At 70.0% G+C, this 23419-nt stretch carries 22 protein-coding genes; 3 read left to right on the plus strand and 19 right to left on the minus strand.

What is annotated here, in order from left to right; translation table 11 throughout:
* Positions 1-100 precede the first annotated feature (100 nt).
* Positions 101-1885 (plus strand): ABC-F family ATP-binding cassette domain-containing protein, encoded by a 1785-nt coding sequence (locus tag ESP70_RS06510; protein ID WP_149688465.1) that lies wholly within the window; start codon positions 101-103, stop codon positions 1883-1885.
* A 220-nt stretch (positions 1886-2105) separates the two neighbouring features.
* Positions 2106-2981 carry a hypothetical protein gene (locus ESP70_RS06515; RefSeq protein ID WP_149688466.1) on the plus strand — a complete coding sequence of 292 codons (876 nt, stop codon included), beginning with the start codon at positions 2106-2108 and terminating at the stop codon, positions 2979-2981.
* Between the two features lie 60 nt (positions 2982-3041).
* Here the strand turns inward: ESP70_RS06515 and ESP70_RS06520 are convergent, their stop codons facing one another.
* The 17 genes from ESP70_RS06520 to ESP70_RS06600 all read right to left on the minus strand — a co-directional run bounded on the left by ESP70_RS06520 (position 3042) and on the right by ESP70_RS06600 (position 20606).
* Complete coding sequence (locus ESP70_RS06520; RefSeq protein ID WP_149688467.1) at positions 3042-3962, minus strand: 4-(cytidine 5'-diphospho)-2-C-methyl-D-erythritol kinase; 921 nt, start codon at positions 3960-3962, stop codon at positions 3042-3044.
* Between the two features lie 115 nt (positions 3963-4077).
* Complete coding sequence (locus ESP70_RS06525) at positions 4078-4785, minus strand: aspartate/glutamate racemase family protein (protein ID WP_149688468.1); 708 nt, start codon at positions 4783-4785, stop codon at positions 4078-4080.
* Positions 4782-6332: an NCS1 family nucleobase:cation symporter-1 gene (locus tag ESP70_RS06530; RefSeq protein WP_149688469.1), complete on the minus strand. Its 1551-nt coding sequence runs from the start codon at positions 6330-6332 to the stop codon at positions 4782-4784. The genes ESP70_RS06525 and ESP70_RS06530 overlap by 4 nt, the downstream gene beginning before the upstream one ends.
* Before the next feature lie 112 nt (positions 6333-6444).
* Entirely contained in the window at positions 6445-6741 is a 297-nt protein-coding gene (locus ESP70_RS06535; protein WP_149688470.1) for a hypothetical protein, read from the minus strand.
* Between the two features lie 88 nt (positions 6742-6829).
* Positions 6830-7534 (minus strand): GntR family transcriptional regulator, encoded by a 705-nt coding sequence (locus ESP70_RS06540; RefSeq protein WP_149688471.1) that lies wholly within the window; start codon positions 7532-7534, stop codon positions 6830-6832.
* A 3-nt stretch (positions 7535-7537) separates the two neighbouring features.
* Positions 7538-8008: a nucleoside deaminase gene (locus tag ESP70_RS06545; RefSeq protein WP_149688472.1), complete on the minus strand. Its 471-nt coding sequence runs from the start codon at positions 8006-8008 to the stop codon at positions 7538-7540.
* Positions 8005-10713, minus strand: a complete 2709-nt coding sequence (locus ESP70_RS06550; RefSeq protein WP_149688473.1) for a molybdopterin-dependent oxidoreductase — start codon at positions 10711-10713, stop codon at positions 8005-8007. The genes ESP70_RS06545 and ESP70_RS06550 overlap by 4 nt, the downstream gene beginning before the upstream one ends.
* The gene (locus ESP70_RS06555) at positions 10710-11510 is read right to left on the minus strand and encodes an FAD binding domain-containing protein (protein WP_149688474.1); all 801 of its coding nucleotides are present in this window, start codon (positions 11508-11510) and stop codon (positions 10710-10712) included. Before ESP70_RS06555 ends, ESP70_RS06550 begins: the two co-directional genes overlap by 4 nt.
* A 5-nt stretch (positions 11511-11515) precedes the next feature.
* Positions 11516-12337, minus strand: coding sequence for a MurR/RpiR family transcriptional regulator (locus ESP70_RS06560; RefSeq protein WP_149688475.1), 822 nt, complete (start codon positions 12335-12337; stop codon positions 11516-11518).
* 5 nt (positions 12338-12342) lie between these two features.
* The gene (locus tag ESP70_RS06565) at positions 12343-13572 is read right to left on the minus strand and encodes an allantoate amidohydrolase (protein WP_149688476.1); all 1230 of its coding nucleotides are present in this window, start codon (positions 13570-13572) and stop codon (positions 12343-12345) included.
* A gap of 79 nt (positions 13573-13651) precedes the next feature.
* Positions 13652-14866: a pyridoxal-phosphate-dependent aminotransferase family protein gene (locus ESP70_RS06570; RefSeq protein ID WP_223148620.1), complete on the minus strand. Its 1215-nt coding sequence runs from the start codon at positions 14864-14866 to the stop codon at positions 13652-13654.
* Positions 14863-16197, minus strand: coding sequence for an allantoinase AllB (gene allB / locus ESP70_RS06575; protein WP_149688477.1), 1335 nt, complete (start codon positions 16195-16197; stop codon positions 14863-14865). The genes ESP70_RS06570 and allB overlap by 4 nt, the downstream gene beginning before the upstream one ends.
* Positions 16197-17135 (minus strand): factor-independent urate hydroxylase, encoded by a 939-nt coding sequence (pucL, locus tag ESP70_RS06580; RefSeq protein WP_246161833.1) that lies wholly within the window; start codon positions 17133-17135, stop codon positions 16197-16199. The genes allB and pucL overlap by 1 nt, the downstream gene beginning before the upstream one ends.
* Complete coding sequence (uraH, locus tag ESP70_RS06585; RefSeq protein ID WP_149688478.1) at positions 17135-17443, minus strand: hydroxyisourate hydrolase; 309 nt, start codon at positions 17441-17443, stop codon at positions 17135-17137. Before uraH ends, pucL begins: the two co-directional genes overlap by 1 nt.
* Positions 17440-17925, minus strand: a complete 486-nt coding sequence (gene uraD, locus ESP70_RS06590; protein ID WP_149688479.1) for a 2-oxo-4-hydroxy-4-carboxy-5-ureidoimidazoline decarboxylase — start codon at positions 17923-17925, stop codon at positions 17440-17442. The genes uraH and uraD overlap by 4 nt, the downstream gene beginning before the upstream one ends.
* A gap of 120 nt (positions 17926-18045) precedes the next feature.
* Positions 18046-19521 carry an AtzH-like domain-containing protein gene (locus ESP70_RS06595; RefSeq protein WP_149688480.1) on the minus strand — a complete coding sequence of 492 codons (1476 nt, stop codon included), beginning with the start codon at positions 19519-19521 and terminating at the stop codon, positions 18046-18048.
* Between the two features lie 20 nt (positions 19522-19541).
* On the minus strand, positions 19542-20606 hold the full coding sequence (locus ESP70_RS06600) for an acetamidase/formamidase family protein (protein WP_246161835.1): 1065 nt from the start codon (positions 20604-20606) through the stop codon (positions 19542-19544).
* Between the two features lie 73 nt (positions 20607-20679).
* On the opposite strand from ESP70_RS06600, the gene ESP70_RS06605 reads away from it, so the two are divergent.
* Positions 20680-21378 carry a YoaK family protein gene (locus ESP70_RS06605; RefSeq protein WP_246161839.1) on the plus strand — a complete coding sequence of 233 codons (699 nt, stop codon included), beginning with the start codon at positions 20680-20682 and terminating at the stop codon, positions 21376-21378.
* Between the two features lie 17 nt (positions 21379-21395).
* On the opposite strand, the gene rsmA is transcribed toward ESP70_RS06605, so the two are convergent.
* Together rsmA and ESP70_RS06615 are read right to left on the minus strand one after the other, a co-directional pair.
* The gene (rsmA, locus tag ESP70_RS06610) at positions 21396-22271 is read right to left on the minus strand and encodes a 16S rRNA (adenine(1518)-N(6)/adenine(1519)-N(6))-dimethyltransferase RsmA (RefSeq protein WP_149688596.1); all 876 of its coding nucleotides are present in this window, start codon (positions 22269-22271) and stop codon (positions 21396-21398) included.
* Positions 22268-23392, minus strand: coding sequence for a resuscitation-promoting factor (locus ESP70_RS06615; RefSeq protein ID WP_188110518.1), 1125 nt, complete (start codon positions 23390-23392; stop codon positions 22268-22270). Before ESP70_RS06615 ends, rsmA begins: the two co-directional genes overlap by 4 nt.
* Positions 23393-23419 lie beyond the last annotated feature (27 nt).

Here is a 23419-nt window from a genome sequence, read left to right on the forward strand (position 1 = left end):
GCCCGCCCGAGGGACATGGCTCGGAAGAACCAGCCCGTACGTGTGTCCGTGGGCGCGAAGCGTGGTCGGGCGACCGCGCTGCGCCGCCTAGACTTCTCCGGTGGCACATCTCCTCGGCGTCGAGTCCATCGCGCTCGACTTCCCGACCAAGACCGTCTTCGAGTCCGTGACGATCGGCATCGACGAGGGCGACCGGATCGGCATCGTCGGTCGCAACGGCGACGGCAAGTCGACGCTCCTGCGCATCCTCGCCGGCCGCATGGAGCCCGACTCCGGCCGCGTGACGACCCGCGGCGGCGTGCACATCGGGATGCTCGACCAGACCGACACCCTCGACCAGACGCAGACCGTCGGCCACGCGATCGTCGGCGACAAGCCCGACTACGAGTGGGCCGGCGATGCCAAGATCCGCGACGTCATCGCAGGCCTCGTCTCCGACATTCCATGGGACGCCACGGTGGGCAACCTCAGCGGTGGTCAGCGGCGACGGGTGGCGCTCGCCGCGCTGCTGGTCGGCGACGACGACGTGCTGTTCCTCGACGAGCCGACCAACCACCTCGACGTCGAGGGCATCACCTGGCTCGCCGGCCACCTCAAGACGCGCTGGTCCTCGAACGCGGGCGGGCTGCTGGTCGTGACGCACGACCGGTGGTTCCTCGACGAGGTCTGCAATGCCACGTGGGAGGTCCACGACGGCATCGTCGAGCCGTTCGAGGGCGGCTACGCGGCCTACATCCTGCAGCGGGTCGAGCGCGACCGGCATGCCTCGGCGACCGAGTCGAAGCGGCAGAACCTCATGCGCAAGGAGCTGGCGTGGCTGCGTCGCGGCGCCCCTGCGCGTACGTCGAAGCCGAAGTTCCGCATCGACGCCGCCAACGAGCTGATCGCCAACGAGCCGCCGCCGCGTGACCCCATCGTGCTCAAGCAGATGGCGACCTCGCGGCTCGGCAAGGACGTCGTCGACATCCTCGACGTCTCGGTGTCGTACGACCACGAGGTGCTCAAGCACGTCGAGTGGCGCGTGGGACCCGGCGAGCGTACGGGCATCCTGGGCGCCAACGGCGCGGGCAAGTCGACGCTGCTGGGCCTCGTCACGGGTGCCGTGCAGCCGACGTCGGGGCGGGTCAAGCGCGGCAAGACCGTCAAGGTCGTCACGCTGACGCAGGAGCTCGACGAGCTCAAGGACGTCGGGGCCGACCGGGTCAGCGACGTCGTCGGGCGGCAGCGCACGGCGTACGTGTCGGGCGGCAAGGAGATGACGCCGTCGCAGCTGCTCGAGCGGCTCGGCTTCTCCAACGAGCAGATGGCGACGCCGGTGCGCGACCTGTCGGGTGGGCAGAAGCGGCGGCTCCAGCTGCTGCTGATCCTGCTCGACGAGCCCAACGTGCTGGTGCTCGACGAGCCGACCAACGACCTCGACACCGACATGCTGGCGGCGATGGAGGACCTGCTCGACTCGTGGCCCGGCACGCTGCTGGTCGTCTCGCACGACCGCTACCTGCTCGAGCGCATCACGGATCAGCAGTACGCGATCCTCGACGGCCACTTCCGGCACCTGCCCGGAGGCGTCGACCAGTACCTCCGCCTCCGCAAGGAGCAGGACTCCCCCGCCGCGTCGAACCCCTCGACGGCCGGGCACACCGCGAGCACGCCCAAGCTGTCGAGCGCCGAGCTGCGCAACACCAAGAAGGAGATCGGCTCGATCGATCGCAAGATGGAGAAGCTGTCGACCCGCATCGACGCGCTACACGTCGAGATGGCGCAGCACGATCCGACGGATGGCGCCGGGTTGGCGGAGCTGATGAAGGCCGTCGCCGAGCTCGAGCAGCAGGTCGCGGAGCACGAGCACCGCTGGCTCGAGCTGACGGAGCTCGTCGAAGGCTGAGCCGTCTTGGGACGGACGATGAGGGTTTGCGGTTGCTGAAGCTGCCCGTTCCCCTCATCCTCCGTCGGGTGCGGGACCGACGATGAGCGTTCCGGGTAGCCGCGACCACCACTAACCCTCATCCTCCGTCTCTCCACAGGGTGCTCGACCCGTGAACTGTTGTCGACAGGCTTCGCTCCTCGGCTCGACGCCACACCTGCGCGACAACGAGGGTCGGACGATGCGAACTGTCCTACGCACCTCCGAGGCGGTCGCCCTTCACGGCCGCGGCAAGGTGCGGCATGCCATCTCGTCCGGCCGCTGGCAGTCGCCGTGCCGCGGAGTCGTCGTCACCCACAACGGCAGCCTCGCCAAGGACGAGCTCGACCTCGTCGCACTGCATCTGTGTGCTCCAGGCTCAGCGCTCGGCGGCTTGACCAGCCTGACGTACGACGACTTCAACGGATTCAAGCAGCCGGACACCTTCATCGTCCTGCCAGAGGGAGCGGACCGACCCGACAAGCGACCGGGCCTCGTCACTCACTGGAGCACCGAGCTTGGCGACGCCGACGTACATCCACTCCGCGAACCCCGCCGCACTCGACCGGCTCGAAGCCTGATCGACGCCGCCAGCTGGTGCGACAGCGATCGGTTTGCGCGCACAATCGTCATTGCGGGCATGCAGCAGGGTCTTGCGAATGCCCGGCTCATGCACCAGTCCCTGGAACGGCGAGGCACCTGCAAGCGACGTGCCCTCATCGTCGAGTCTGTGCTGGACGCCGACGGCGGGATCCAGTCGTTGCCGGAGCGTGATTTCGACGAGATCCGGATCGGCGCGAAGCTCCCGAGGCCGACCCGACAGGTGCGCGTCAAGGGCCCCGACGGCCACTACTTCCTCGACGCGACATGGGACGAGGTCAATCTCACGGTCGAGGTCCACGGTGCGCCGCATCGCGAGATCAGCCAGTGGGATGCCGATGTTCGCCGCGGCAACGAGGTCGCCATCGACGGTCGCCGACAGCTCGTCTTCACGTCGTACGCGATCCGGCACGAGAAGCCGGTCGTCGCCGATCAGCTCACCCGGATGTTCTGGGCGCGCGGCTGGCGTGCCGCCTGACGGACGATGAGGGTTCGTGGTTGTCTCGACGACCACAAACCCTCATCGTCCGTCCCGGGGTCAGCTCGTGCTGCGAGCTCCGGTGACGGGGCCGCGGGACTGGACGACGTCGGCGCATCCCGCGGCGCTGCTGAGGGCGAACGCGATGTCGAGGCTGTGCTGCTCGTCGGAGGCGAGGAACAGCGCCGTGGGACCCGAGCCCGACAGTATCGCGCCGAGGGCTCCGGCCTCGATGCCGATCTCGAGGGTGTCCTGCAGCTCCGGACGCAGCGACAGCGCCGCCTCGGTCAGATCGTTCGACAGCGCATCGCCGAGCGCCTCGGCGTCACCGGCGCGCAGGGCGGCGAGCAACGCGTCCGGCACGACGGGATCGGGTACGCGTGACCCGTCGTTGAGCCGGTCGAACTCGGCGTAGACCGCCTTGGTCGAGAGCCCTTCGTGCGCCATGGCGAACACCCAGTGGTACGACCCGCGCGCCAGCACGGGGCTGATGGTCTCGCCACGCCCGCCACCGATCGCGTTGCCGCCGTGCAGGAGGAACGGGACGTCGCTGCCGAGCTGCGCGGCGATCTCCTCGAGCTCGGCGCGGGACAGCCCGGTCGCCCATACGTCGTTGCAGGCGACGAGGGCCGCCGCGGCATCCGCCGAACCACCGGCCATGCCACCCGCGACCGGGATGACCTTGCGGATGGCCAGGTCGACGCCGGTCATGACGCCGGTGGTCTCGCGCAGCAGGCGCGCAGCCTTGACCGCGAGGTTGTCATCGTCTTCCGGCACCAGCACCGACTCGGACCTCACGTCGAGCTCGCTGTGCACCGCGACGGTGATCGCGTCGTCATCACGCGATGTCGCCCGGACCTCGTCGTGCAGGTCGACGGCCTGGTAGACCGTGGCCAACGGGTGATAGCCGTCCTCACGGACCGGGCCCACGCCGAGGCACAGGTTGATCTTGGCGGGGACTCGGACGGTGGCGGTGCTCACCCGCCCAACCTAGTGGCACGTGGTGTCCTTCGGCTCGCTGGCGCTCGCCTCCCCCTACTCGCAGAGCTCGTGGGGGGACCCCCACCGGCGCTCCGCGCCTAGGACCTGGATGGCGCTACGCGCGAAGAGGCTTCACCGGTGGCGGGGCGAACTCTCGGTGCGCCGACGTCCGCAGCCCCAGACGTACGAGCGCCTCGGCCTGCACCGTCGCGGCGGCGACGCCGTCCAGCACCGGCACACCGAGCTCAGCCTGGAGCTGCGCGCACAGGTCGGCCATCCCGGCACAGCCCAGGACGATCACATCTGAGCCATCCGTCTCCAGCGCAGCGCGCGACGCCGTGACGACCGACGCGTACGCCGCGGGGTCCGTCTCGAGCTCGAGCACGGGTATGCCCGTCGCGTGCACACCGCGGCAGTGCCGCCCGAGACCGTACGACTCGGCGAGGTCCCACGTGTGCCCGACCGTACGATCGAGGGTCGTCACGACGCTGAAGCCGCGGCCGAGGTAGGCCGCCGTACGCATCGCCGCCTCCGCGATCCCCACGACCGGGCCGGCGGCGACCTCGCGTGCGGCGAGGAGCCCGGGATCCCCGAAGCAGGCGATGACGTAGGCATCGACGCCGGTACGCTCCCCCGCCGCGATCTCGGCCAGCACGCCAGGGACGCTCATCGCGTCGTCGAAGTGGCTCTCGATCGAGACCGGCCCCTCGACAGGACTGACAGCCTCGACGGTGACGCCCGGGCCGGCAACGGCCCGGGCGCACTCGCCGATCGTGGTGGTCATCGTCAACGTCGTGTTGGGGTTGATGACCAGGATCCTCACGAAGCTGTCTCGCCGATCAGCGCCAGCGGACGATCACCGGAACCGGCGACGTTCTGCATGCGCGCCAGCACGATGTAGATGACGTAGCCCGCCGCGCATCCGACGAACCAGCTGTATGCCGGCAGCCACGTCACGACATCGAAGACCTTCGGCACGACGACCGACCCGACAGAGATGATGCCCGACGCGATGACCGCCTGCACCGCGGCGAGGTTGTAGCCCTTGGTGTACCAGTACTCGCCCGACTCCGACATCGTGAACAGGTCGTCGACGACGATCGTCTGCCGGCGGATGGCGTAGAAGTCGGCGATCAGGATCCCGAACAGCGGGCCGATCAGGGCACCGAGGATGCCCAGCGTCCAGAAGATCGCGTCCGAGTTGTCGTACCAGTTCCACGGGGTCACGAGCACCGAGCCGATGGCCGCGATCATGCCGCCCATGCGCCAGGAGATGCGCTGCGGGCTGACGTTCGAGAAGTCGAACGCCGGCGAGATGAAGTTGGCGACGATGTTGATGCCGATCGTGGCCACGACGAACGTGAAGCCGCCGAGCAGGATCGCGAACGTGTTGTCGATCTTCTGCACCGTGACGATCGGGTCGGTGATCAGCTCGCCGTACAGCGGCACCGTCGCCGCGGCCGTCAGGACCGTGAGCAGCGAGAACACGATGAAGTTGATCGGCAGCCCGAAGAGGTTGCCCTTCTTGACGTCCTCGAACGAGGTCGCGTAGCGCGAGAAGTCGCCGAAGTTGAGCATCGGCCCCGAGAAGTACGCGACGACAGACGCCACCGCTCCGGTCAGACCCCAGACGAGGGACCAACCCGACAGGTGGTGCGAGGACAGGTTGAGGTCGATGTTGAAGTCGACCTTGAACAGCATGTAGAGGCAGAGCGCCATCATGACGACGTAGACCGCCGGTCCGGCGAAGTCGATGAACTTGCGGATGACCTCCATGCCGCGCCAGAACAGCGCCGCCTGCAGGACCCAGAGGATCGCGTAGCTGATGTAGCCGAGGTAGGACAGGCCGAGGAATCCGTGCTTGTCGACGTCGGCGAGATCCGCGAGACCGGGCCACAGCTTGAGGAACACGATGTTGAGCGACTCAGCCGCCAGGAACGTCTGCACCCCGTACCAGGCGACGGCGATGAGGCCGCGAATGATCGCCGGGATGTTGGCGCCGAGGACGCCGAACGATGCCCGGCTCGTGACGGGGTAGGGCACCCCGGCCTGCTGGCTCGGCTTGGCGACAAGGTTGCAGAAGAACTGGACGATGCAGATGCCGACGATCAGGCAGATGAAGACCTGCCAGGCATTGAGCCCGATCGCGAAGAGCGTGCCCATCGTGATGTAGCCGCCGACGCTGTGCACGTCGGACATCCAGAACGCGAAGATGTTGTAGCTCTTCCACGTCTGCTCCTCGAGCGGAGCGAGGTCCTCGTTGGTCAGACGCGGGTCGTAGTACGGCTCGGCGGCTCCTTGACCCGGCGGGTAGCCGGCGGCCTCGACGATGTCTCCGGGCAGCGCAGGCCCGGGCTTGATGTCGGTCATGGTGTGCTCCTGGTGTCGGGCGAAGTACTGATGCCCAGACGCTAGGAGCGCCGTGTTTCAAGCGTCTCCATGAACCCGTCAAGCCGGTGTTACGGGACAGATATAGGAAAACTCAGAAGGTCTTGTCCTCGACGACGTCGAGGTTGTAGAACGTCGGCGGCCCGTCGACGAGCTCCATCATCTTCTGCGAGAACTCGTTGGTCTCCGGGAGGTTCGAATTCTCCATGGCCGACTCGTACGAGTCGAAGAAGACGATGACCATGAAGCGGCTCGGGTCGTCACGGTCCTGCGTGCGGATCGACCGGCGCACCGTGAATCGGCCCTGCGTCCGGTCCTCGAGGTCGGCGCTGAGCGCCTCGATCTCGTCGCCGCGGCTGGTGTGTCCCTCGATGATCTGGATGAATGCCATGTCGTGCTCCTTTGCGGAAGTCCCCCACTCGCAAGGTAGGACTGCGACGCGAGCATGGCCATGGCCCGATCAGGCCAATCGCCCAGCGTCAGCCGGTGAGGAACACGTCGGGATCATCGGCGAACACCGCGATCGCCTCGCGCAGGTGGGCGTAGTGCTGCGACGACTCCGCCAACAACAGGTCGGCGTCGCGGGCCACGAAGGCCTCGACCATGCGGTCGTGGTCGTCATAGAACTGCGTACGCCCGACGTCGTCGATGCGAGCCATCGGCCGGGCCGGCTCGGTGATGTTCCACGCCGACTCATACATGCGCAGCAGCCGTTGCATGCCCGAAGGGACGATCAGCGCCATGTGGAAACGGCGGGACTCGGCGTGGTACGCCCGCTCGTCGTGGGTGCGCGTGGCGGTTGCCATGGCCTCGTGGATCTCCCCGACGAGCCGGTCGTCCTCCGGCGTGGCGTGCTGCACCGCTGCCCGCAGAGCCGAGGCCTCGAGCGCCTGACGTACGTCGTACAGCTCCCTGAACTCCTCGAACGTCAGCTTCGCGACGCTGTAGCCGATGTGCGGCCGGTGCTCGACGAGGCCCTCACCGATCAGGATCTTGAGCGACTCGCGCACGGGGTTCTGGCTGACGCCGAAGACCTTCGCCACCGCGTCGATCGGGATCGTCGTGCCGGGCGGCTCGTCACCGTCGAGAATCGCCCGACGCAGGTCGTCCAGCACGTGCGGCTGCTCGCCGTCGCTTGCGGTGTTGACGAGCCTCGAGGCGAAGATCGAGCGACGGCGCGTCATGGCTCAGTACGCCGTGCGGTGGCTGTTGGCGAGCCAGGCGTCGAACGGTGCGGGGGCGTCGTCGGGCCGCACCTCCTCGATCAGCGTCGGCCATGTGGAGCGGTCCCGCGCGAACAGCTCGTAGAACTCGCGGTCGTCGAACCCGCCGCGCGCCGCGTCGTCGCGGTCCGCGGCATAGACCACGCGGTCCAGCCGCGCCCAGAGCGCCGCGGAGACGCACAGCGGGCACGGCTCGCACGAGGTGTAGAGCGTCATGCCGGCCAACGAGAAGTCGCCCGCGGCCCGGCACGCGTTGCGGATCGCCTGCACCTCGGCGTGCGCCGTGGGATCGAGATCGCGAGTCACCCGGTTCTGCCCCGTGGCCACGACCTCGCCGTCGCGCACCACTACGGCGCCGAACGGTCCGCCGCCCTCGGCGACGTTCTGCACGGCCAGGTCGATCGCCCGGGCGAGCCAGGCTTCGTCGGTCGTCATGGGGACTCCTGTCGGTCGTCGTGAAGCAGGCGCCAGATCCGGTCACGGCTCATGGGCAGCTCGTACGGTCGTACGCCCACGGCATCGCGCACCGCATTGGCGAGCGCGGGTGCCACGGGGTTGTAGGGCGCCTCACTCATCGACTTGGCACCCTTGGGCCCCAGCCCGTCGACGGTGCCGGCGAAGAGCACCGTCGTCGGCGGGATGTCGGCCATCTGCGGCACCCGGTAGGTGCGGAACGACCGGGTCAGGACCTCGCCGTCGCGGAGCATCATCTCCTCGTACAGCGCCGACCCGATGCCCTGCGCCGTGCCACCCTCGATCTGGCCGCGCAGCTGCTCGGGGTTGATGACCACGCCGGCGTCGGCGGCCTGGACCGAGTGCAGGATGCGGACCTCCCCGGTCGCCGGGTTCACCGCGACCCGGAAGCCGTGCACGTTGAACGCGACGGATCGCGGCGTGCCGTCGTGGGAGCCGTCAGCCGACAGCGAGTCGACGATGATCTCGTCGAAGCCGAGGACGCGTCCGTCCGGAAGGGCGACCCCGTCGGCGCCGAGCACGCAGGACCCGGTCGCCACGCCCGCCCGGCGAGCTGCCAGCGAGAGCAGCTCGCGGTGGAGGCGTTCGGCGGCGATCTGCACCGCCTTGCCCGCGACGACGGATCCGGTGGACCCGTACGCGCCGGTGTCGTAGCCGGCGGTGCCCGTGTCGGACTGGCGCACGTGCACCCGGTCCGGCGTCGTGCCGACCTCCTGCGCGACGAGCTGGACGTGCACCGTCGTCGTGCCGTTGCCGAACTCCGCCGTGCCGACGTCGACGGCGTACGTCCCGGCCGTGTCGACCGAGACCGTCACGTGCGAGTGGTGCCCGCGCGGCGGGATCGTGGCGATCATCGCGAGCGCCATGCCGGTGCCGGTGGGCCAGCTCTCCGGCGCAGGGGCACCCCCGCCGCCGGCCAGCTCCGCCTCGACGAGGTCGAGGCACTCGTCGAGCCCGTAGGAGCCGTACGTCAGGTCGTCCTCCTCGAGAGCCGCCACGACGAACGGGTCGCCTGGCACGACGACGTTGCGACGCCGCAGCTCCACCGGGTCGATGCCGAGCTCGCGCGCCAGGTCGTCCATCGCCGACTCGATCGCGAAGATGACCTGACCGAGTCCGTAGCCGCGGAACGCGCCCGACGGCAGGTTGTTGGTGTAGACCGCTTCGGCGTCGACCCGCTTGTTGGCGCAGCGGTAGACCGCGACCGACTCGTGACAGCCGTGGAACATCACACCCGGGGCGTGGTTGCCGTATGCGCCGGTGTCGGTCAGCACGTCGACGTGCATCGCCGTCAGCACCCCCTCGGCATCCGCGCCGAGCGCGACCTGCACCCGCATCGGGTGGCGGCACGGCACGACCGTGAACTGTTCCTCGCGGGTCAGCTCCAGCTGCACGGGCCGACCCGTGCGCAGCACCGCCAGCGCGACGAGGTCCTCGACCAGGAGCTCCTGCTTGCCGCCGAACCCGCCGCCGACGCGGCCGACGACGACGCGGACCTTGTCGACGGGCAGGTCGAGCATGCGGGCCAGCTCGGTGCGGACGAGGAACGGCACCTGCGAGCTCGTACGGACGACCAGCGACCCGTCTTCGGCGAGCCAGCCGCGGGCACCGTGGGTCTCGAGCGCGGCGTGTGAGACCCGCGCGGTCTGCCAGGTGCCGGAGACCGTCGCGTGGGCAGCAGCCATCCCGGCCGCGACATCGCCGTACTCGTCGTGCAGCTGCGCCACGACGTTGCGCTCGGGGGCGCTGATCCGCGAGACCAGCGGGTCCTTGTCGCCGTGCAGCTGCGGCGCACCCGGGCTGCGCGCCGCCTCGGGGTCGAACACGGCGGGCAGCTGCTCGTACGTCACGTCGATCAGCCGGCAGGCCGCCTCGGCGATGCCGACGGACTCGGCGATCACGACGGCGACGCGCTGGCCGCGGAACCGGACGACGGGGTCGAGGATGCGGGTGTCGTCGGGGTCGTCGAGCCGGTTCTCGTGTCGGCCGGTCGAGTAGAGCAGCGGCGGCACGTCCTCGTGGGTCAGCACCGCCACGACGCCGTCGAGCGCCTCGGCCAGCGAGACGTCGATCGACGTGATCCGGGCGTGGGCGTGCGGGCTGCCGAGCACCTTGAGGTGCAGCAGGTCGGTCACCGGCTCGTCGAGCGTGTAGCGCTCCCGCCCCGTCACGATGTTGTGGCCGGCCGGAGCGGCGACGGATCGCCCGTACGCCTCGCCGGCGGGCACCTTCTCAGTGTTGGCGGTGCCTGCGATCGCGTCGCGGATCGAGCGATAGCCCGTGCAGCGGCACAGGTTGCCCTTGAGCAGGCGCGGCAGGTCCTCGTCGGCGGGTTCGTCCAGCGTCGACGCCGTGACGACCATCCCGGCGGTGCAGAACCCGCACTGGTACCCGGCCGCGTCGACGAAGCGCTGCTGCACGGGGTGCAGGCGCTCGGGGGTGCCGAGGCCGGCGACCGTGGTCACGTCGGCGCCGACCGCGCGCGCCGCCGGGAAGATGCACGAGTGCGTCGGCACGCCGTCGACCAGCACCGAGCACGCCCCGCAGTCGCCCGCGTCGCAGCCCTTCTTGACCTCGACGTTGCCCTGCTCACGCAGGTAGGTCCGCAGGCACTGGCCACCACGGGGCACGGCCTCGTGGGCGACGCCGTTGATCGACACGGTCATGCGAGCTCCGCGCAGACCTCGGTGGCGAGCTCCAGCGTCACCGCGGCACGCCAGTCGGGCGACCCGTGCGGGTCGGCGTACCACTCGTCGACCGTGTCGAGCGCCAGGCGTACGTCGGCGGTCGTGGGGGTCGTGTCGAACCGGAAGACGTACGGGCGCGGGGTTGCCGCCGAGACCGCCAAGGTGAACCCGCCGTCACCGTCCAGCCGCCCGATGACGACCGCCGACGACCGGCCCATCGGGGTCAGCGCGATCTTGCGGAACGCCGTACGCCCTTGCAGAGCCGCGATCGGGTAGTCGACGGACCGCAGCACCTCGCCCGCCTGCAGGGAGGTCAGGCCTGGACCGCGGACGAAGGCCGCGACCGGCTCCCGGCGCTCGCCCCCGTCCGGCGTCCACACCACGGCCTCGGCATCGAGCGCGGTCGCGAGCGAGATCATCGCGCCCGCCGGCAACGCGAGGCAGAGGTTGCCGCCGACGGTCGCGGTGTTCCAGATCTTGAACGACATGAGGAATGCGTCCGCGCACTGCCGGAACAGCGGGCTGGCGACCCACGCGGGCGGCGCCGGCGGCTCGAGCAGCTGCGCGATCGTGCAGGTCGCCGCGACGCTCAGCCCGTCGGCGGTGATCTCCCAGGGCTGCCAGCCCATGGCGGTCAGGTCGACGAGGCCCGTGACGCCCGGCTGCGGCTCGGAGAACAACCACGAGCCGCCACCCAGCAGCGTCTCGCCGGCCGCCAGGCGGAGGTCGTCGCGCGTGTGGGCGGGCCGCAACGCCTCGACGGTGTGCAGGTCCATGGTCGTCAGCGATTCTCGATCTCGCGCAGTGCCCGGTAGGACGCATCGATCGCGGTCGCCCGCTGCTCGGCGGGGCGGCCGATGAGGTCGAGCACGCGATCAGCCAGCACCGCGACGACGCTCATCGCCACGGCGTAGCTGTCGAACGCGAGGTCGGTCGCCAGCGGACACTCGAGCCAGACCATCGTGCGGCTCGCGAGGCTGCGGGCGGACGGGTCGGCGAGCAGCACGGTCAGCGTACCGGACTCCTCGAGGATGCCCAGCAGCCCTTCGATGTTGTCGGGTCTGCGGCGGAACGCCACGACGACCGCGACGTCCTGCTTGCCGAGCCCGATGAGCTCGTCGGACAGCGACTGCCCGGGCTGCGGCACGAGCGTGACCCCGAGCCGGGCCTGACCCAACGACTGGCGCAGGTGCAGCGCGACGGGATAGCTCGATCGCAGTCCGAGCACCACGACCCGCTGGGCCTCGGCGATGAGCTTCGCCGCGGTGTCGAGGCCGCTCTCCTCCAGGCCGGCGAGGGCCTTCTGCAGGTTGGCGACCTCGTGCTCGAGGTGCGCCGCGAGGCTGGGCGCTCCCTCCAGGGTCACCGGGACGCCGTGGCTGCGGAGCGTACGCAGGTGCTCACGCACCTCGGTGAAGTCGTCGAACCCGAGGTGCCGGAACAACCGGCTCATCGTGGCCTTGGAGACGCCGGCCAGCTCGGCCAGCTCGGCCGCACGATAGATCGCCAGGTCGTCGAGGTGCGCCAGCAGCACGTCGGCGGCGCGGCGCTCCTGCGGCGACAGCTCGGCATACTGCTCGGCGATGCGTTCGTCGATCCTCATGTCGGTCATCCTCTCGTCTGCGCAATCGTGAGAACGGCCGTCTCGAGAGCGTCGAGGCCGCGGGCGACGTCGATCTCCCGCACGCCCTCGTCGGGGTGGTGGCTGATGCCGTCTAAGCAGCGGACGAACAACATGCCGATGTCGGTGACCGCGCCGACCACCATGCCGTCGTGACCGGCCCGGCTCCACAGACCCATCGGCTCGGGATCGCCGGTCGAACGGATGCCCGCGACGATGGCGTCGGTCAGCCAGGACGCACATGGCATCGACGGCGCCGTGTGGGTCTCGACGGCCTGGAACGCCAGACCTCGCGCGCCGCACAGCTCGCGGATCGCGTCGAACATCACGTCGCACATCGCGTCGCGCTCCGCGTCGCTCTCGGCGCGCAGGTCGAGGCTCAGGTCGGCGCGGCCCGGGATGACGTTGACCGCTCCCGGAAGGACCTCGATCCGGCCCACCGTCGCGATGCAGGTCGATGCCTTGGCGAGCCGTTCGATGGCGCTGATCGCCTCCGCGGCGCCGACCAGGGCGTCCCGCCGCCGCTCGTACGGTGTGCCGCCGGCATGCCGCGCCTCGCCGAGGATGCTGAGCGTGAAACGACGGGCGCCGGCGATCGACGTGACATAGCCGAGAGACGCGTCGGCGGCCTCGAGGTAGGGGCCCTGCTCGATGTGTGCCTCGAGGTAGCCGACCAGCTCCTCAGGCGTACGCGCCGCGTCGCCGACGCGGCTGGGATCGAGCCCGAACTCGGTGAACGCCTCGCGCAGCGTCAGTCCGTCCTGGTCGCGCAGGGTCCACCAGTCGTCGTCCCACGTGCCCGACGCGGCGCAGCTGCCGAGAAGCGCCTTGCCGAACCGGGTGCCCTCCTCGTCGCTGAAGCCGACGACCTCGACCGCGAACGGGAAGTCGTCGATCCGGTCGCCGATGCGCTCGACGACCGCGATCGCCATGACGACCCCGAGCATCCCGTCATAGCTGCCGGCGTCGGGCACGGTGTCGAGGTGCGATCCGAGCAGCAGCGCCGGCAGGCCGGGCTCGCGCCCCTCGCGGCGGCCGTACTGGTTGCCCGCGGCGTCCTGCCACGTACGCATGCCGGCCTTCTCCATCCAGTCGGCAGCGGCGGCGTTGGCGGCGGCGTGCTCGGGCGAGAGGTAGACCCGTTCGAGGTGGGACGGGTGCGCCGAGTAGCGGTCGAGCTCCGCACACCGCTGCATGACCTCGTACGCACTGGTCATGCCGCCACCCCCGAGAAGAACCCACGATACGGAGGCGTCGGCATGAGTCCTGTCCAATGATTCGCTCGGCGAGCCTCGCTCATGCGTACACCTCCTGAGCAGCGCCGACGCCACCGCCCGGGGTGACGGGTGCGCCGCCGGCGCGCAGCACCTGCTCCAGCGCTGCGAGAGTCAGCAGCACCGCGTCCTTGCGAGCGTTGAAGCCCATCGTGCCGATGCGCCACACCTTGCCGTGCAGCGGACCGAACGACGTGCCGATCTCGATGCCGTAGTCGACGAGCATCGAGGCCCGTGCCGCGTCGCCGTCGATCCCGTCGGGGATGTGGACCGCGACGACGTTGTTCATCTTGTGGTCGACGTCGCCGAAGACCGTCATGCCCAGCCCCTGCACACCGGCGAGCATCGCGGCGCCGTGCAGCCGGTGCCGCTCGACCGCCGCGTCGATGCCCTCTGCGGCGAGCAGCCGGGCGCACTCGCGAGCGCCGTAGAGCATCGAGGTCGCCTCGGTGTGGTGGTTGAGCCGCTTCTCGCCCCAGTAGTCCATGATCATCGCGAGGTCGAAGTAGTTGGAGCCGATCCGGCGGCCCACCTCCGGGTCGTCGTCCGTGCGGATGCCGGCCTCGATGTGCTTGCGGCCGTTGATGACGCCGGCGGCGCGGTCGGAGATCGTGATCGGAGCGCTGCCGGAGGGCCCGCCGAGACACTTCTGCAGCCCCGCCGTGACGATGTCGATGCCCCAGTCGTCGGTCGCGAGCTCGTTGCCGGCGATCGAGGCCGTGGCGTCGCAGTAGAACAGCACGTCGTGGCGGGCGCAGATCTCACCGAGGTCCGCCAGCGGCTGGCACATCGTCGTGGCGGTGTCGCCCTGCACGATCGCGAGCACCTTGGGGCGTACGTCGAGGATCGCGGCCTCGATCTGCTCGGGCGCGAACACCTGGCCCCACTCGACCTCGACCGTGTGCACCTCGGCCCCGCAGCGCTCCGAGATCTCGGCGAGCAGGTGGCCGAAGCGGCCGAACACCGGCACGAGGACCCGGTCGCCGGGCTCGATCAGCGAGACGAGCGCGGCCTCGATGCCGGCGCGCGAGGTGCCGTCGACGAGGAACGTCTGCTGGTTGGCGGTGCGGAACACCTCGCGGTAGAGCTCCATGGTCTCGGTCATGTAGGCCGTCATCGCCGGGTCGTACTGGCCGATCAGAGGCGCCGACATCGCCCGCAGCACGCGGGGGTCGGCGTTGATCGGCCCCGGTCCCATGAGCAATCGCGTCGGCGGGTGGATCTGCTCGTACGTCATGCGGTTCGCCTCAGCTGCTGTCCGAAGGTGTGGTCGACGCGGTCGACGTCGATCGCGTTGCCGCGGATGACCGAACGCACGACCCGGCCGCCGTAGCGCAGCCCGTCGTACGCCGTGATGGGGTTGCGGTGCGCGAGCCGTGCCGCCTCGACGCGGAACTCGGCACCGGTGTCGTAGACCGCGAAGTCGGCATCGGCGCCCACCTCGATGCGGCCCTTGCGGCCGAGGCCGACCAGGTCGGCGGTGTTGCGCGACATCCAACGGCTGAGGTCGGCCAGGGGGATCGCCCGGCGCCGGGCCTCGTGGGCGAGCACGCTGAAGCCGACCTGCAGGCCGGAGACGCCGCCCCACGCCTGCTGGAGGTCGCCGTCGCCGCGATTCTTCTCCTCGGCGGTGGCCGGCGAGTGGTCGCTGACGATGCAGTCGATGATGCCGTCGCGCAGCGCCTGCCACAGGGCCTCGCGGTTGCCGCTGTCGCGGATCGGCGGGCAGCACTTGAACTGTGAGGCGCCGTCGGGGATCGTCTCGGCCGAGAAGCTCAGGTAGTGCGGGCAGGTCTCGACCGTCACGGGCAGTCCTTCGTCGCGTGCAGCCGCGATCAGGTCGAGGGCCTTGGCGCTCGACAGGTGCAGAATGTGCACCCGTGCGCCGGTCTCGCGGGCGCCGTCGAGGACCTGCCGGATCGCGGCGGTCTCGGCCTCGTCGGGCCGCGAGAGGACGAAGTCGGCGTACGAGCGGCTGGACTCCGACGGCGCTTCAGCCAGCACGCGGGCGTCCTCGGCGTGCACGATCATGAGCCCCCCGAACCGGCCGATCTCGGTCAGCGCCTCGGTGAACTGCGCGGGGTCGAGCGGCGGGAACTCCTCGACCCCGGAGTCGGCGAGGAAGCACTTGAAGCCGAACACGCCCGCGTCCCACAGAGGCTCGAGGTCGGCGACGTTGCCCGGCACCGCGCCGCCCCAGAAGCCGACGTCGACCATGAGCTGATCGGCGGCCGCCTCCTGCTTGAGCTTGAGGTGCTCGACCGTCGTGGTCGGCGGCACGCTGTTGAGCGGCATGTCGACGAGCGTTGTGGCTCCGCCGAGGGCCGCCGCCTCGGTCGCCGACCTGAAGCCCTCCCACGTCGTGCGCCCCGGCTCGTTGATGTGCACGTGCGTGTCGACGTTGCCCGGCACGACGTACGCCGAGTCTGGTGCGCGCAGGACGATGCCCTCGGGCGCTTCGTCGTACGCACCGATGGCGGCGATCGTGCCGTGCTCGACGCTCACGGTCGCCGGGACGAAGTCGCCGTCGACCAGCACGCGCCGGGCCTGGATCGCGTCGATCCTCATCAGCAGAACCCCGGAATCGTGGCCCAGGCGGCCGGCGCCGGGGTCGCACCCTCGCGCTCGACGGTCGCCTGGATCAGTCCGTACGGACGATCGGCGGCGAAGAACACCTCGTTGGGGTTGTCGAGCCCGAACGGCTCGAGGTCGACGAGGAAGTGGTGCTTGTTGGGCATCGAGAACTTGATCTCGGCGACGTCGGGGAACGCCTCGAGCGCGGCCTTGCCCATCTCGAACAGCGTCTGCTGCAGCGCGTACGAGTGCAGGCTCGCGAACGTCGCCAGCAGCGTGTCGCGGATGCCGTCGTAGAGCGCATTGAAGTCCAGGTCCGTGGACGTGTAGCGCCACCACGCGGTGACCGACGTGGCGAGGATGCGGTCGGTGGTCTCGGCGAGTGTCGTGTACTGGTCGCGCGGGAAGCCGTGGAACTCCGAGCCGGTCGACTTGAGCACGGTGCAGTCGGTCAGGCCAGCGACGACGTGCGTCGTGTCGCCGTCGATCTGCACGACGGCCGTGCGGGTCTCCTGCCCCGTGCGCACGAAGGCGTGGTCGTGCGGCTGGCCGTCGACCGGGATGCGCTTCCAGGCGTACTGCTCTGCTTCCCAGCGCCCGCCGCTGACCCACGGATATGCGTCGACGAAGTGCCGGCCCAGGGTCAGCAGGAACTGCTCCGGTGACCCGATGCCGTGCTGCTTGGCGAACGCATAGACGGTGTTCTTCTGGCTGTCGGTCGCCACGACCTGCGAGTTGTCGCCCTGGGTGTGGCACGCCTCGAAGTCGCCACGCAGCTGCGAGGTGACGTTGAGGTCCTCGATCTCGTGCCTCCCCCCGCTCCCTGAGCCTGTCGAAGGGTCACGCGTGATGCGGACGAGCCGGACCTCGGCCTTGCCGTACTGGTTCGCGCCGAGCACGATGCGACCGCTCATGGGCTCAGTGTCAGCCATCAGGACCCCTTGTACGTCGTGTAGGAGAACGGGCTCAGCAGCAGCGCCACGTGGGCATGCGGTCCGCCGAGGTCGACCACGAGATGGATCTCGGGATAGAACGTCTCGCGCTCGGCGGCGCCGAACCAGGAGCCGGTGGCGAACGTCAGCTCGTACGTCCCGGGGACCAGGTCGCCGGGCCAAGTGATGCGGCCGTCGTCGTCGGTCGTCGCCGAGAGCGCCACCTCGGCGCCGCTGAGCGTGACCGCGAGACCGGCAGCGGGTGCGCCGAGCGCGGCGTCGAGCACGTGCGTGGAGCAGGTCGTCATGCGGTCAGCATCCCTTCGAGCCGCAGCACCGCGATCTCGCGGAGCTGTTGTGCCACGACGGCGTTCTCGGTCTCGGCGTCGTGGCCGAGCCGGGTCGTGAGCTGGTCGAGGACCTCGGTCGCCGACCGGCCGGCAGCACGGATCAGGAAGATCCGGCCGAACTTCGCCTCGTACGCCCGGTTGCCCGCCGCGATCTCCTCGTCGAGTCCGGAGACCGACGACTGCTCGTTGCGGGACATCTGTGCTTCCGCACCGGCACCGTCGGCACGCTCGCCGATCCGCGGGTGCTGCGCCAGAGCGGCGTCGACCTCGGCGTCAGACCAGCCCTCGGCCGCCACGTCGGCGATGCCGATCAGCTCGCCGAGGTCGCCGTAGGGCCGGCCCGCCACGATCTCGTCGATCCAGGCCGGGATGTCAGCGCACGGGCGCAGCAGCTCGCCAGCCGCTTCGGGCATCAGGGCGTTGAACTCGGCGAGCCTCACGTCACGAAACGTTAGTCCACATTTGTAAAGGACGTCGGCACAAAAATTTCAGCAAGGTTAAGACCCCGGGGTCCACCGGTCGTTGAGCTTGTCCAAACGACGACCACCCTCTCGCCGAGGTCAAGGACCGACAAGCCCCGCGGCCAGGGCGATCAACGCCTGGTCGCTGCCGGCTGGACCGACGAGGCAAGCGCCGGCCGGCAGCCCGGCGGCTGTCGTGACCGGGATGCTGACGGCAGGCAACCCGCCGATGCCGGCGATGCAGGTCAGCTGCATCGTGGCCTGGCGTACGGCGTCCAGCGCACCGGTGTCGTTGACCGGCGGGGCGACGGACGACGCCGAGGGCAGGAGCAGCACGCGATCGCCGAGCCGTTCGCGGATCTCGAGCCGGATGCGGGTCACGTCCTTCGCCGCCCGGGCCGCCTCGTCCGACGTGATCGACGACGCGCGCTCGAACCGAGAGCGTACGTCCGCTCCGAGCGTGTCCATCCGGTCGGCGAGCCACTCACCGTGGACCTGCCACGCCTCCCACGCCTGCAGCGTCTGGAACGCCGTGAGCCAGCCGGCCATGTCGGGCCACTCGAACGGCGTACCGCCGAACTCACCGAGGGCAGCCGCGACGCCGGGCTCGGCCAGCGCCGTCAGCGTCTTCGCCACCACGACGTCACCCACCGCAACGGTGTCCGGTGGCAGCACCATCGAGGCGACCCGCGCGAGCAGCGAGGAGTCACGGGTCAGCCAGCCCACCGCGTCGAACGTCGGTGCCAGCGGCAGCACGCCGCCGGTGGGCACGACGCCATGGGTCGTCCGGATGCCCCACAGCCCTTGGTATGCCGCCGGGACGCGGATCGACCCGCCGGTGTCGGTGCCCAGGCCGATCGACGCGTGCCCCATCGACACCGCCGAGGCCGAGCCCGACGACGACCCGCCGGAGATGCGATGCGGTGCCTTGGGGTTCGGCGGCGTCCCGTGGTGCGCATTGGTGCCGGCGAGGCTGTAGGCGAACTCGTCCGTACGCGCGATGCCCCGCACCGCGGCTCCGTTGACGAGCAGCTGCTGGACGACCCAGGCGTGCTCGGCCTCGGGCGTCGCGTGGTGCAGCCACTCCGGGTTGCCGGCACCGACGCGCTGGCCGGCGACGGCATACAGGTCCTTGACCGCGACCGTCTCACCGTCCAGGGCACCCGACCCGGTCTTGGGCACCAACGGGTCACCGACGACCCGCCAGATGCGCGGGTCGAACGCCGGCGCGGCGACGCTGACGTGCGCGGCCGTGACGACCCAACGCTCGTCAATGCGGGCCCAGAGCTGCGTCTGCTGACCACGGCCGCCCGACACCAGCTCGGTGATCGCGACCACGAGGGCGTGCGATGCGTCGATCGTCTGCACGTGGGTCTCCACGATCGTCCGCTTCGGCGCCCCGCCCCGCCCACCACGAAACGCGCTGATCCGGTCGTGCCCGACGAGCAGGCCCGCGGCATCGCCTCGGAGCGTCTCGTCGCCGGGAGCGAACAACCGGTCGAGGGCCTCGAGGTCGTTGGACATCAACGCGCGCTCGTACGCCCAGAACGCGTCCATGACCCCGGTCGAAGTCATGTTCGCTCGCTGGCGCTCGCTCATGCGAAGTCGCTCGTGCGGATGCGCGCGTGGACGCCCTTGACCAGGTCCACGACCTGCGAGATGTCGAAGTCGGTCGCGGCGCTCAGATAGGCGTACGCGTGCCGCGGGTCCATGCCGAACCGGGCCTGGAGCAGCGCGATCGCCGCGCGTACGCAGTTCTGCATCGCGACGTCGAGATCCTCGTCCATCCCGGTCGGCACGAGGAAGTCCGACGTCTCGACCATCGGTCCGACGAGCTCGCCGAACGAGGCCACGGCATCCTCGCGGGCGATCACGTCGAAGCCGAGTCGGACCCGCAGCGACGCCTCCATGGCGGTCAACGCGACCTCGCCATCGCCCTGCGCGAAATGCGGGTCGCCGACGTACGCCAAGGCACCGGCCACCTGCACAGGCAGGTAGAGCGTCGACCCGACGGTCAGCAGGTTGATGTCGATGTTGCCGCCGTGGGGCCCGGGCGGGACGGAGTGCGGCCGTACGTCGCCGGCCACCGCGACGCCCATGATCCCGAGGAACGGCTTCAGGTCGAACGCGACGACCTCGTCACTGCCCGGACGCAGCGGCAGCGTGCCGACGGCCCGGCCGTCACGTTCGGTGACCTCTGCGAAGACGCTGAAGACGTCGCCGTCGAGCGGATACTCCCCCGGCAGCGCTCCCCTGCCGTGACGGTTGGAGATCACCCCGTACGGCACCCGCGGGGTCGTCTCCAGCACGCGGATCGCCAGCAGGTCACCGACCTCGGCGCCGCGCACCTCGATCGGCCCGGTCGTCACGTGCGGTCCGTCGACGCCCCACGTGCGCGGGTGCTCCGATGCCGCGAGGGCGATCGCGTCGTCGAGCACCCCGTCGACGCCGTGAGCCCCGAAGTACGCCTTGGGGTCACGCCCCTGGTCCTCGAGGATGCCCTCGTGGCTGATCGTGTCGATCACGAGCTCAGCGCCCGGGTCGACCGAGATCACGGGCCGGTCGGCCGCGCACGGCAGTCGGCCCCACAGGACGTGGTCGGGCGTCGAGGGCAGATAGGTCGCGCCCTGAGGGACGCCGTCGCCGGTCTGGAGGATCACCGGCGTCAGCGTAGCCACGCCATATTTCAGCCCTGTGACATCGCGGTGTGGACCCGGCCGCCATGATGTGGTGGTGATTCGACGCGTAGCCGCCTTCCCGCGCGATGGCTTCCACCTCGGCCTGATGCTGGCACTGACGTTCTCGACCGGGGTCATCGACGCCGTCGGCTACCTCGGCCTGGACAAGGTCTTCACCGGCAACATGACCGGCAATGTCGTGATCCTCGGCATGGCCCTCGTCGGCGGCAGTGGCCTGCCGGTGCTCGGCCCGTTGCTGGCCCTCGCCGGGTTCATGGCCGGCGCGGCGCTCGCCGGTCGCGTGCTCAAGCCCGCCGGACCCGGCTGGACCACACGGACGACCGTCCTGTTCGGCATCGTGACGCTCGTGATGATCGCGACCGCCGCGGTGCTCCTCGCGATCGAGGACGACTTCGGGCGTCCCGTCGGCGTGACGATCACGACGGTGCTCGGCGCGGCGATGGGCATCCAGGCCGCGACCGCCCGGTTCATCGCGGTCAAGGACGTCACGACGGTCGTCGTCACCTCGACCATCACGGGACTCGCCGCAGACTCGGTGCTGGGCAGTGGCAAGGGGGGCGGCAGCGCCCGGCGGGCGTCAGCCGTGGTGCTGATCCTCGCCGGCGCGTTCGTCGGCGCGGCGCTGCTGAAGTGGCACCTCGGCGGCGGGTTGCTGCTCGCCGGCGCCATCACGGCCGTCGTCACGCTCCTCGGCGCGACCCACGCCCGCCACCACGTCGCAGCGGCCCGCTGAGCGGTGGCCTGGCCCGCTCAACCAGCGGGGGTGAGGAACTGACCGAGGCGGAAGAACTCCTCGACGCCGAGCTGCTCGCCGCGCGCCTGCGGCGAGATGCCGGCCGCGACGAGGGCTTCCTCGGCCGCCGGGCCCGACCCGGCGAGCTCTGACAATGCAGCGCGCATGGTCTTGCGGCGCTGGGCGAACGCGGCGTCGACGACCGCGAACGTACGCAGGCGTTGCGCCTCGTCGCCCGGCGGCTCGCGCCGCGTCCAGGCGACCAACGCCGACTCGACGTTGGGCATCGGCCAGAACACGTTGCGCCCGATCGACCCCGCGAGCCGCAGCTCGGCGTACCAGGCGGCCTTGACGCTCGGCACGCCGTACGTCTTGGACCCCGGCCCGGCTGCGAGGCGGTGCGCGACCTCGGCCTGCACCATGACGAGGCCGGTCGAGATCGTCGGGAACCGTTCGAAGAACGTCAGCAGGACCGGGACCGACACGTTGTAGGGCAGGTTGGCCACGAGCGCCGTGGGCGTCGGCCCCGGCAGCTCCGTGACCTGCATCGCGTCAGCCGTGACGAGATTGAAGTGCGCCGCCTGGTCGGGGGCGTACTCGGCGATCGTCGAGGGCAGCTGCGCCGCGAGCACCTCGTCGAGCTCGACCGCCGTGACGTGCGACGCCACCTCGAGCAGCCCGAGTGTCAGCGAGCCGAGGCCGGGACCGATCTCGACGACGACGTCATCGACGCCGATCCCGGACGTGCGCACGATGCGCCGCACGGTGTTGGCGTCGATGACGAAGTTCTGCCCGCGTTGCTTGGTCGGGCGGATGCCGCAGGACTCGGCCAGGCGTCGGACGTCAGCCGGCCCGAGCAGCCTGCCGGGTCTCGGGGGGGTCGAGCTCGTCAGTTGAACCTCGCCCCGGCACAGCCCCACTGGCCCCAGCCGGACCGGGCCTGCAGGATCTCGGCGCGCTTGATCTGCTCCTCGCGACTGGCGTCGCTCGGCAGACCGGAACCGCCGACGCTGCGCCACGTCGCGAGACTGAACTGCAGCCCGCCGTAGTAGCCGTTGCCGGTGTTGATCGACCAGTTGCCGCCGGACTCGCACTGGGCGATCTTGTCCCAGACGCTGTCGGACGGCGTCGTGCTGGTGCCCTTCTCGACGATCTGCGGACGCGGCTCGGACAGCGACCGCGAGACCAGGACGATGCGCTCACGCAGCTTGCCGTCGGCATAGATCAGCGTGACGCGCTCGCGGGCCTTGCCCTTCTTGCCGGGCTGGATGACGTTGGTGTCGCCGACCGAGGACTCGGGGTCCTCGCGGACCGTGGTCTTGAAGTTGACGGGGACGGTCTCGGTCTTGGTGACCTTCTTGATGCGCACGACGCGAAGCTGCGCATCGGGCTTGACGAATGCGTCCCTGCCGGGCTTGACCTCGTCGTCGGAGTCCAGGGTGATGTCGGCCTTCTTGAGGATGCCGGCGACGGTCGGCTCGTTGGAGGTGACGGTCCGCTTCTTGTGGTCGGCGATGACCGTGAGCGACTTGGAGCTGCTCACCACGAGCTGCGCGCCCTTGCGGGGAATGACGCTCGAGGTCTTCGCCGAGAGGTAGGACCCCGACTTCGGCTCGACGCCGAGAGTGTCGAACGCGTCGCCCACCGTGCGGTCGTAGACCGTGTGCTCGGTGACGGTGCCGTCGACCGCGAGGGTCACGGGCTTGGCGTACGAGACGGTGATCTTGTCGCCGTCGGAGATCGCGTCCGAGGTCGGCTTGCTCAGCCGGTCGGCGGGACGCAGCGTGATGTTCTTGGACTTGAGCACGTCGCCGACGTTGTCGCTGAATGTACGGATCGTGTTGCTCTTGCCGTCGACGGTCAGGGTGACCGTGTGGCTCAGAGCGCCGTAGGCGGCGGTGCCTCCCGCGACGACGAGGACAATCGCGAGGTTGAGGGCGATGAGGGGAAATGACTTGCGATGACGACGCTTTCCGTGGGTGGACGTGCGTCGGGCGGTTGAGTCTGGCTGCACAGAATTCCTTGACAGTCGGTGACGGGG

Origin of the sequence: Aeromicrobium ginsengisoli, assembly GCF_004134905.2 — a bacterium.
Taxonomy (GTDB): domain Bacteria; phylum Actinomycetota; class Actinomycetes; order Propionibacteriales; family Nocardioidaceae; genus Aeromicrobium; species Aeromicrobium ginsengisoli.

What these genes read in the sequence shown, in the direction of transcription:
- ESP70_RS06515 (WP_149688466.1), top strand. Translation starts at nt 2,106, where the DNA reads ATGCGAACTGTCCTACGCACCTCCGAGGCGGTCGCCCTTCACGGCCGC.
- ESP70_RS06530 (WP_149688469.1), bottom strand. Translation starts at nt 6,332, where the DNA reads ATGACCGACATCAAGCCCGGGCCTGCGCTGCCCGGAGACATCGTCGAG.
- ESP70_RS06535 (WP_149688470.1), bottom strand. Translation starts at nt 6,741, where the DNA reads ATGGCATTCATCCAGATCATCGAGGGACACACCAGCCGCGGCGACGAG.
- ESP70_RS06540 (WP_149688471.1), bottom strand. Translation starts at nt 7,534, where the DNA reads ATGACGCGCCGTCGCTCGATCTTCGCCTCGAGGCTCGTCAACACCGCA.
- ESP70_RS06545 (WP_149688472.1), bottom strand. Translation starts at nt 8,008, where the DNA reads ATGACGACCGACGAAGCCTGGCTCGCCCGGGCGATCGACCTGGCCGTG.
- ESP70_RS06550 (WP_149688473.1), bottom strand. Translation starts at nt 10,713, where the DNA reads ATGACCGTGTCGATCAACGGCGTCGCCCACGAGGCCGTGCCCCGTGGT.
- ESP70_RS06555 (WP_149688474.1), bottom strand. Translation starts at nt 11,510, where the DNA reads ATGGACCTGCACACCGTCGAGGCGTTGCGGCCCGCCCACACGCGCGAC.
- ESP70_RS06560 (WP_149688475.1), bottom strand. Translation starts at nt 12,337, where the DNA reads ATGAGGATCGACGAACGCATCGCCGAGCAGTATGCCGAGCTGTCGCCG.
- ESP70_RS06565 (WP_149688476.1), bottom strand. Translation starts at nt 13,572, where the DNA reads ATGACCAGTGCGTACGAGGTCATGCAGCGGTGTGCGGAGCTCGACCGC.
- ESP70_RS06570 (WP_223148620.1), bottom strand. Translation starts at nt 14,866, where the DNA reads ATGACGTACGAGCAGATCCACCCGCCGACGCGATTGCTCATGGGACCG.
- allB (WP_149688477.1), bottom strand. Translation starts at nt 16,197, where the DNA reads ATGAGGATCGACGCGATCCAGGCCCGGCGCGTGCTGGTCGACGGCGAC.
- pucL (WP_246161833.1), bottom strand. Translation starts at nt 17,135, where the DNA reads ATGGCTGACACTGAGCCCATGAGCGGTCGCATCGTGCTCGGCGCGAAC.
- uraH (WP_149688478.1), bottom strand. Translation starts at nt 17,443, where the DNA reads ATGACGACCTGCTCCACGCACGTGCTCGACGCCGCGCTCGGCGCACCC.
- ESP70_RS06595 (WP_149688480.1), bottom strand. Translation starts at nt 19,521, where the DNA reads ATGACTTCGACCGGGGTCATGGACGCGTTCTGGGCGTACGAGCGCGCG.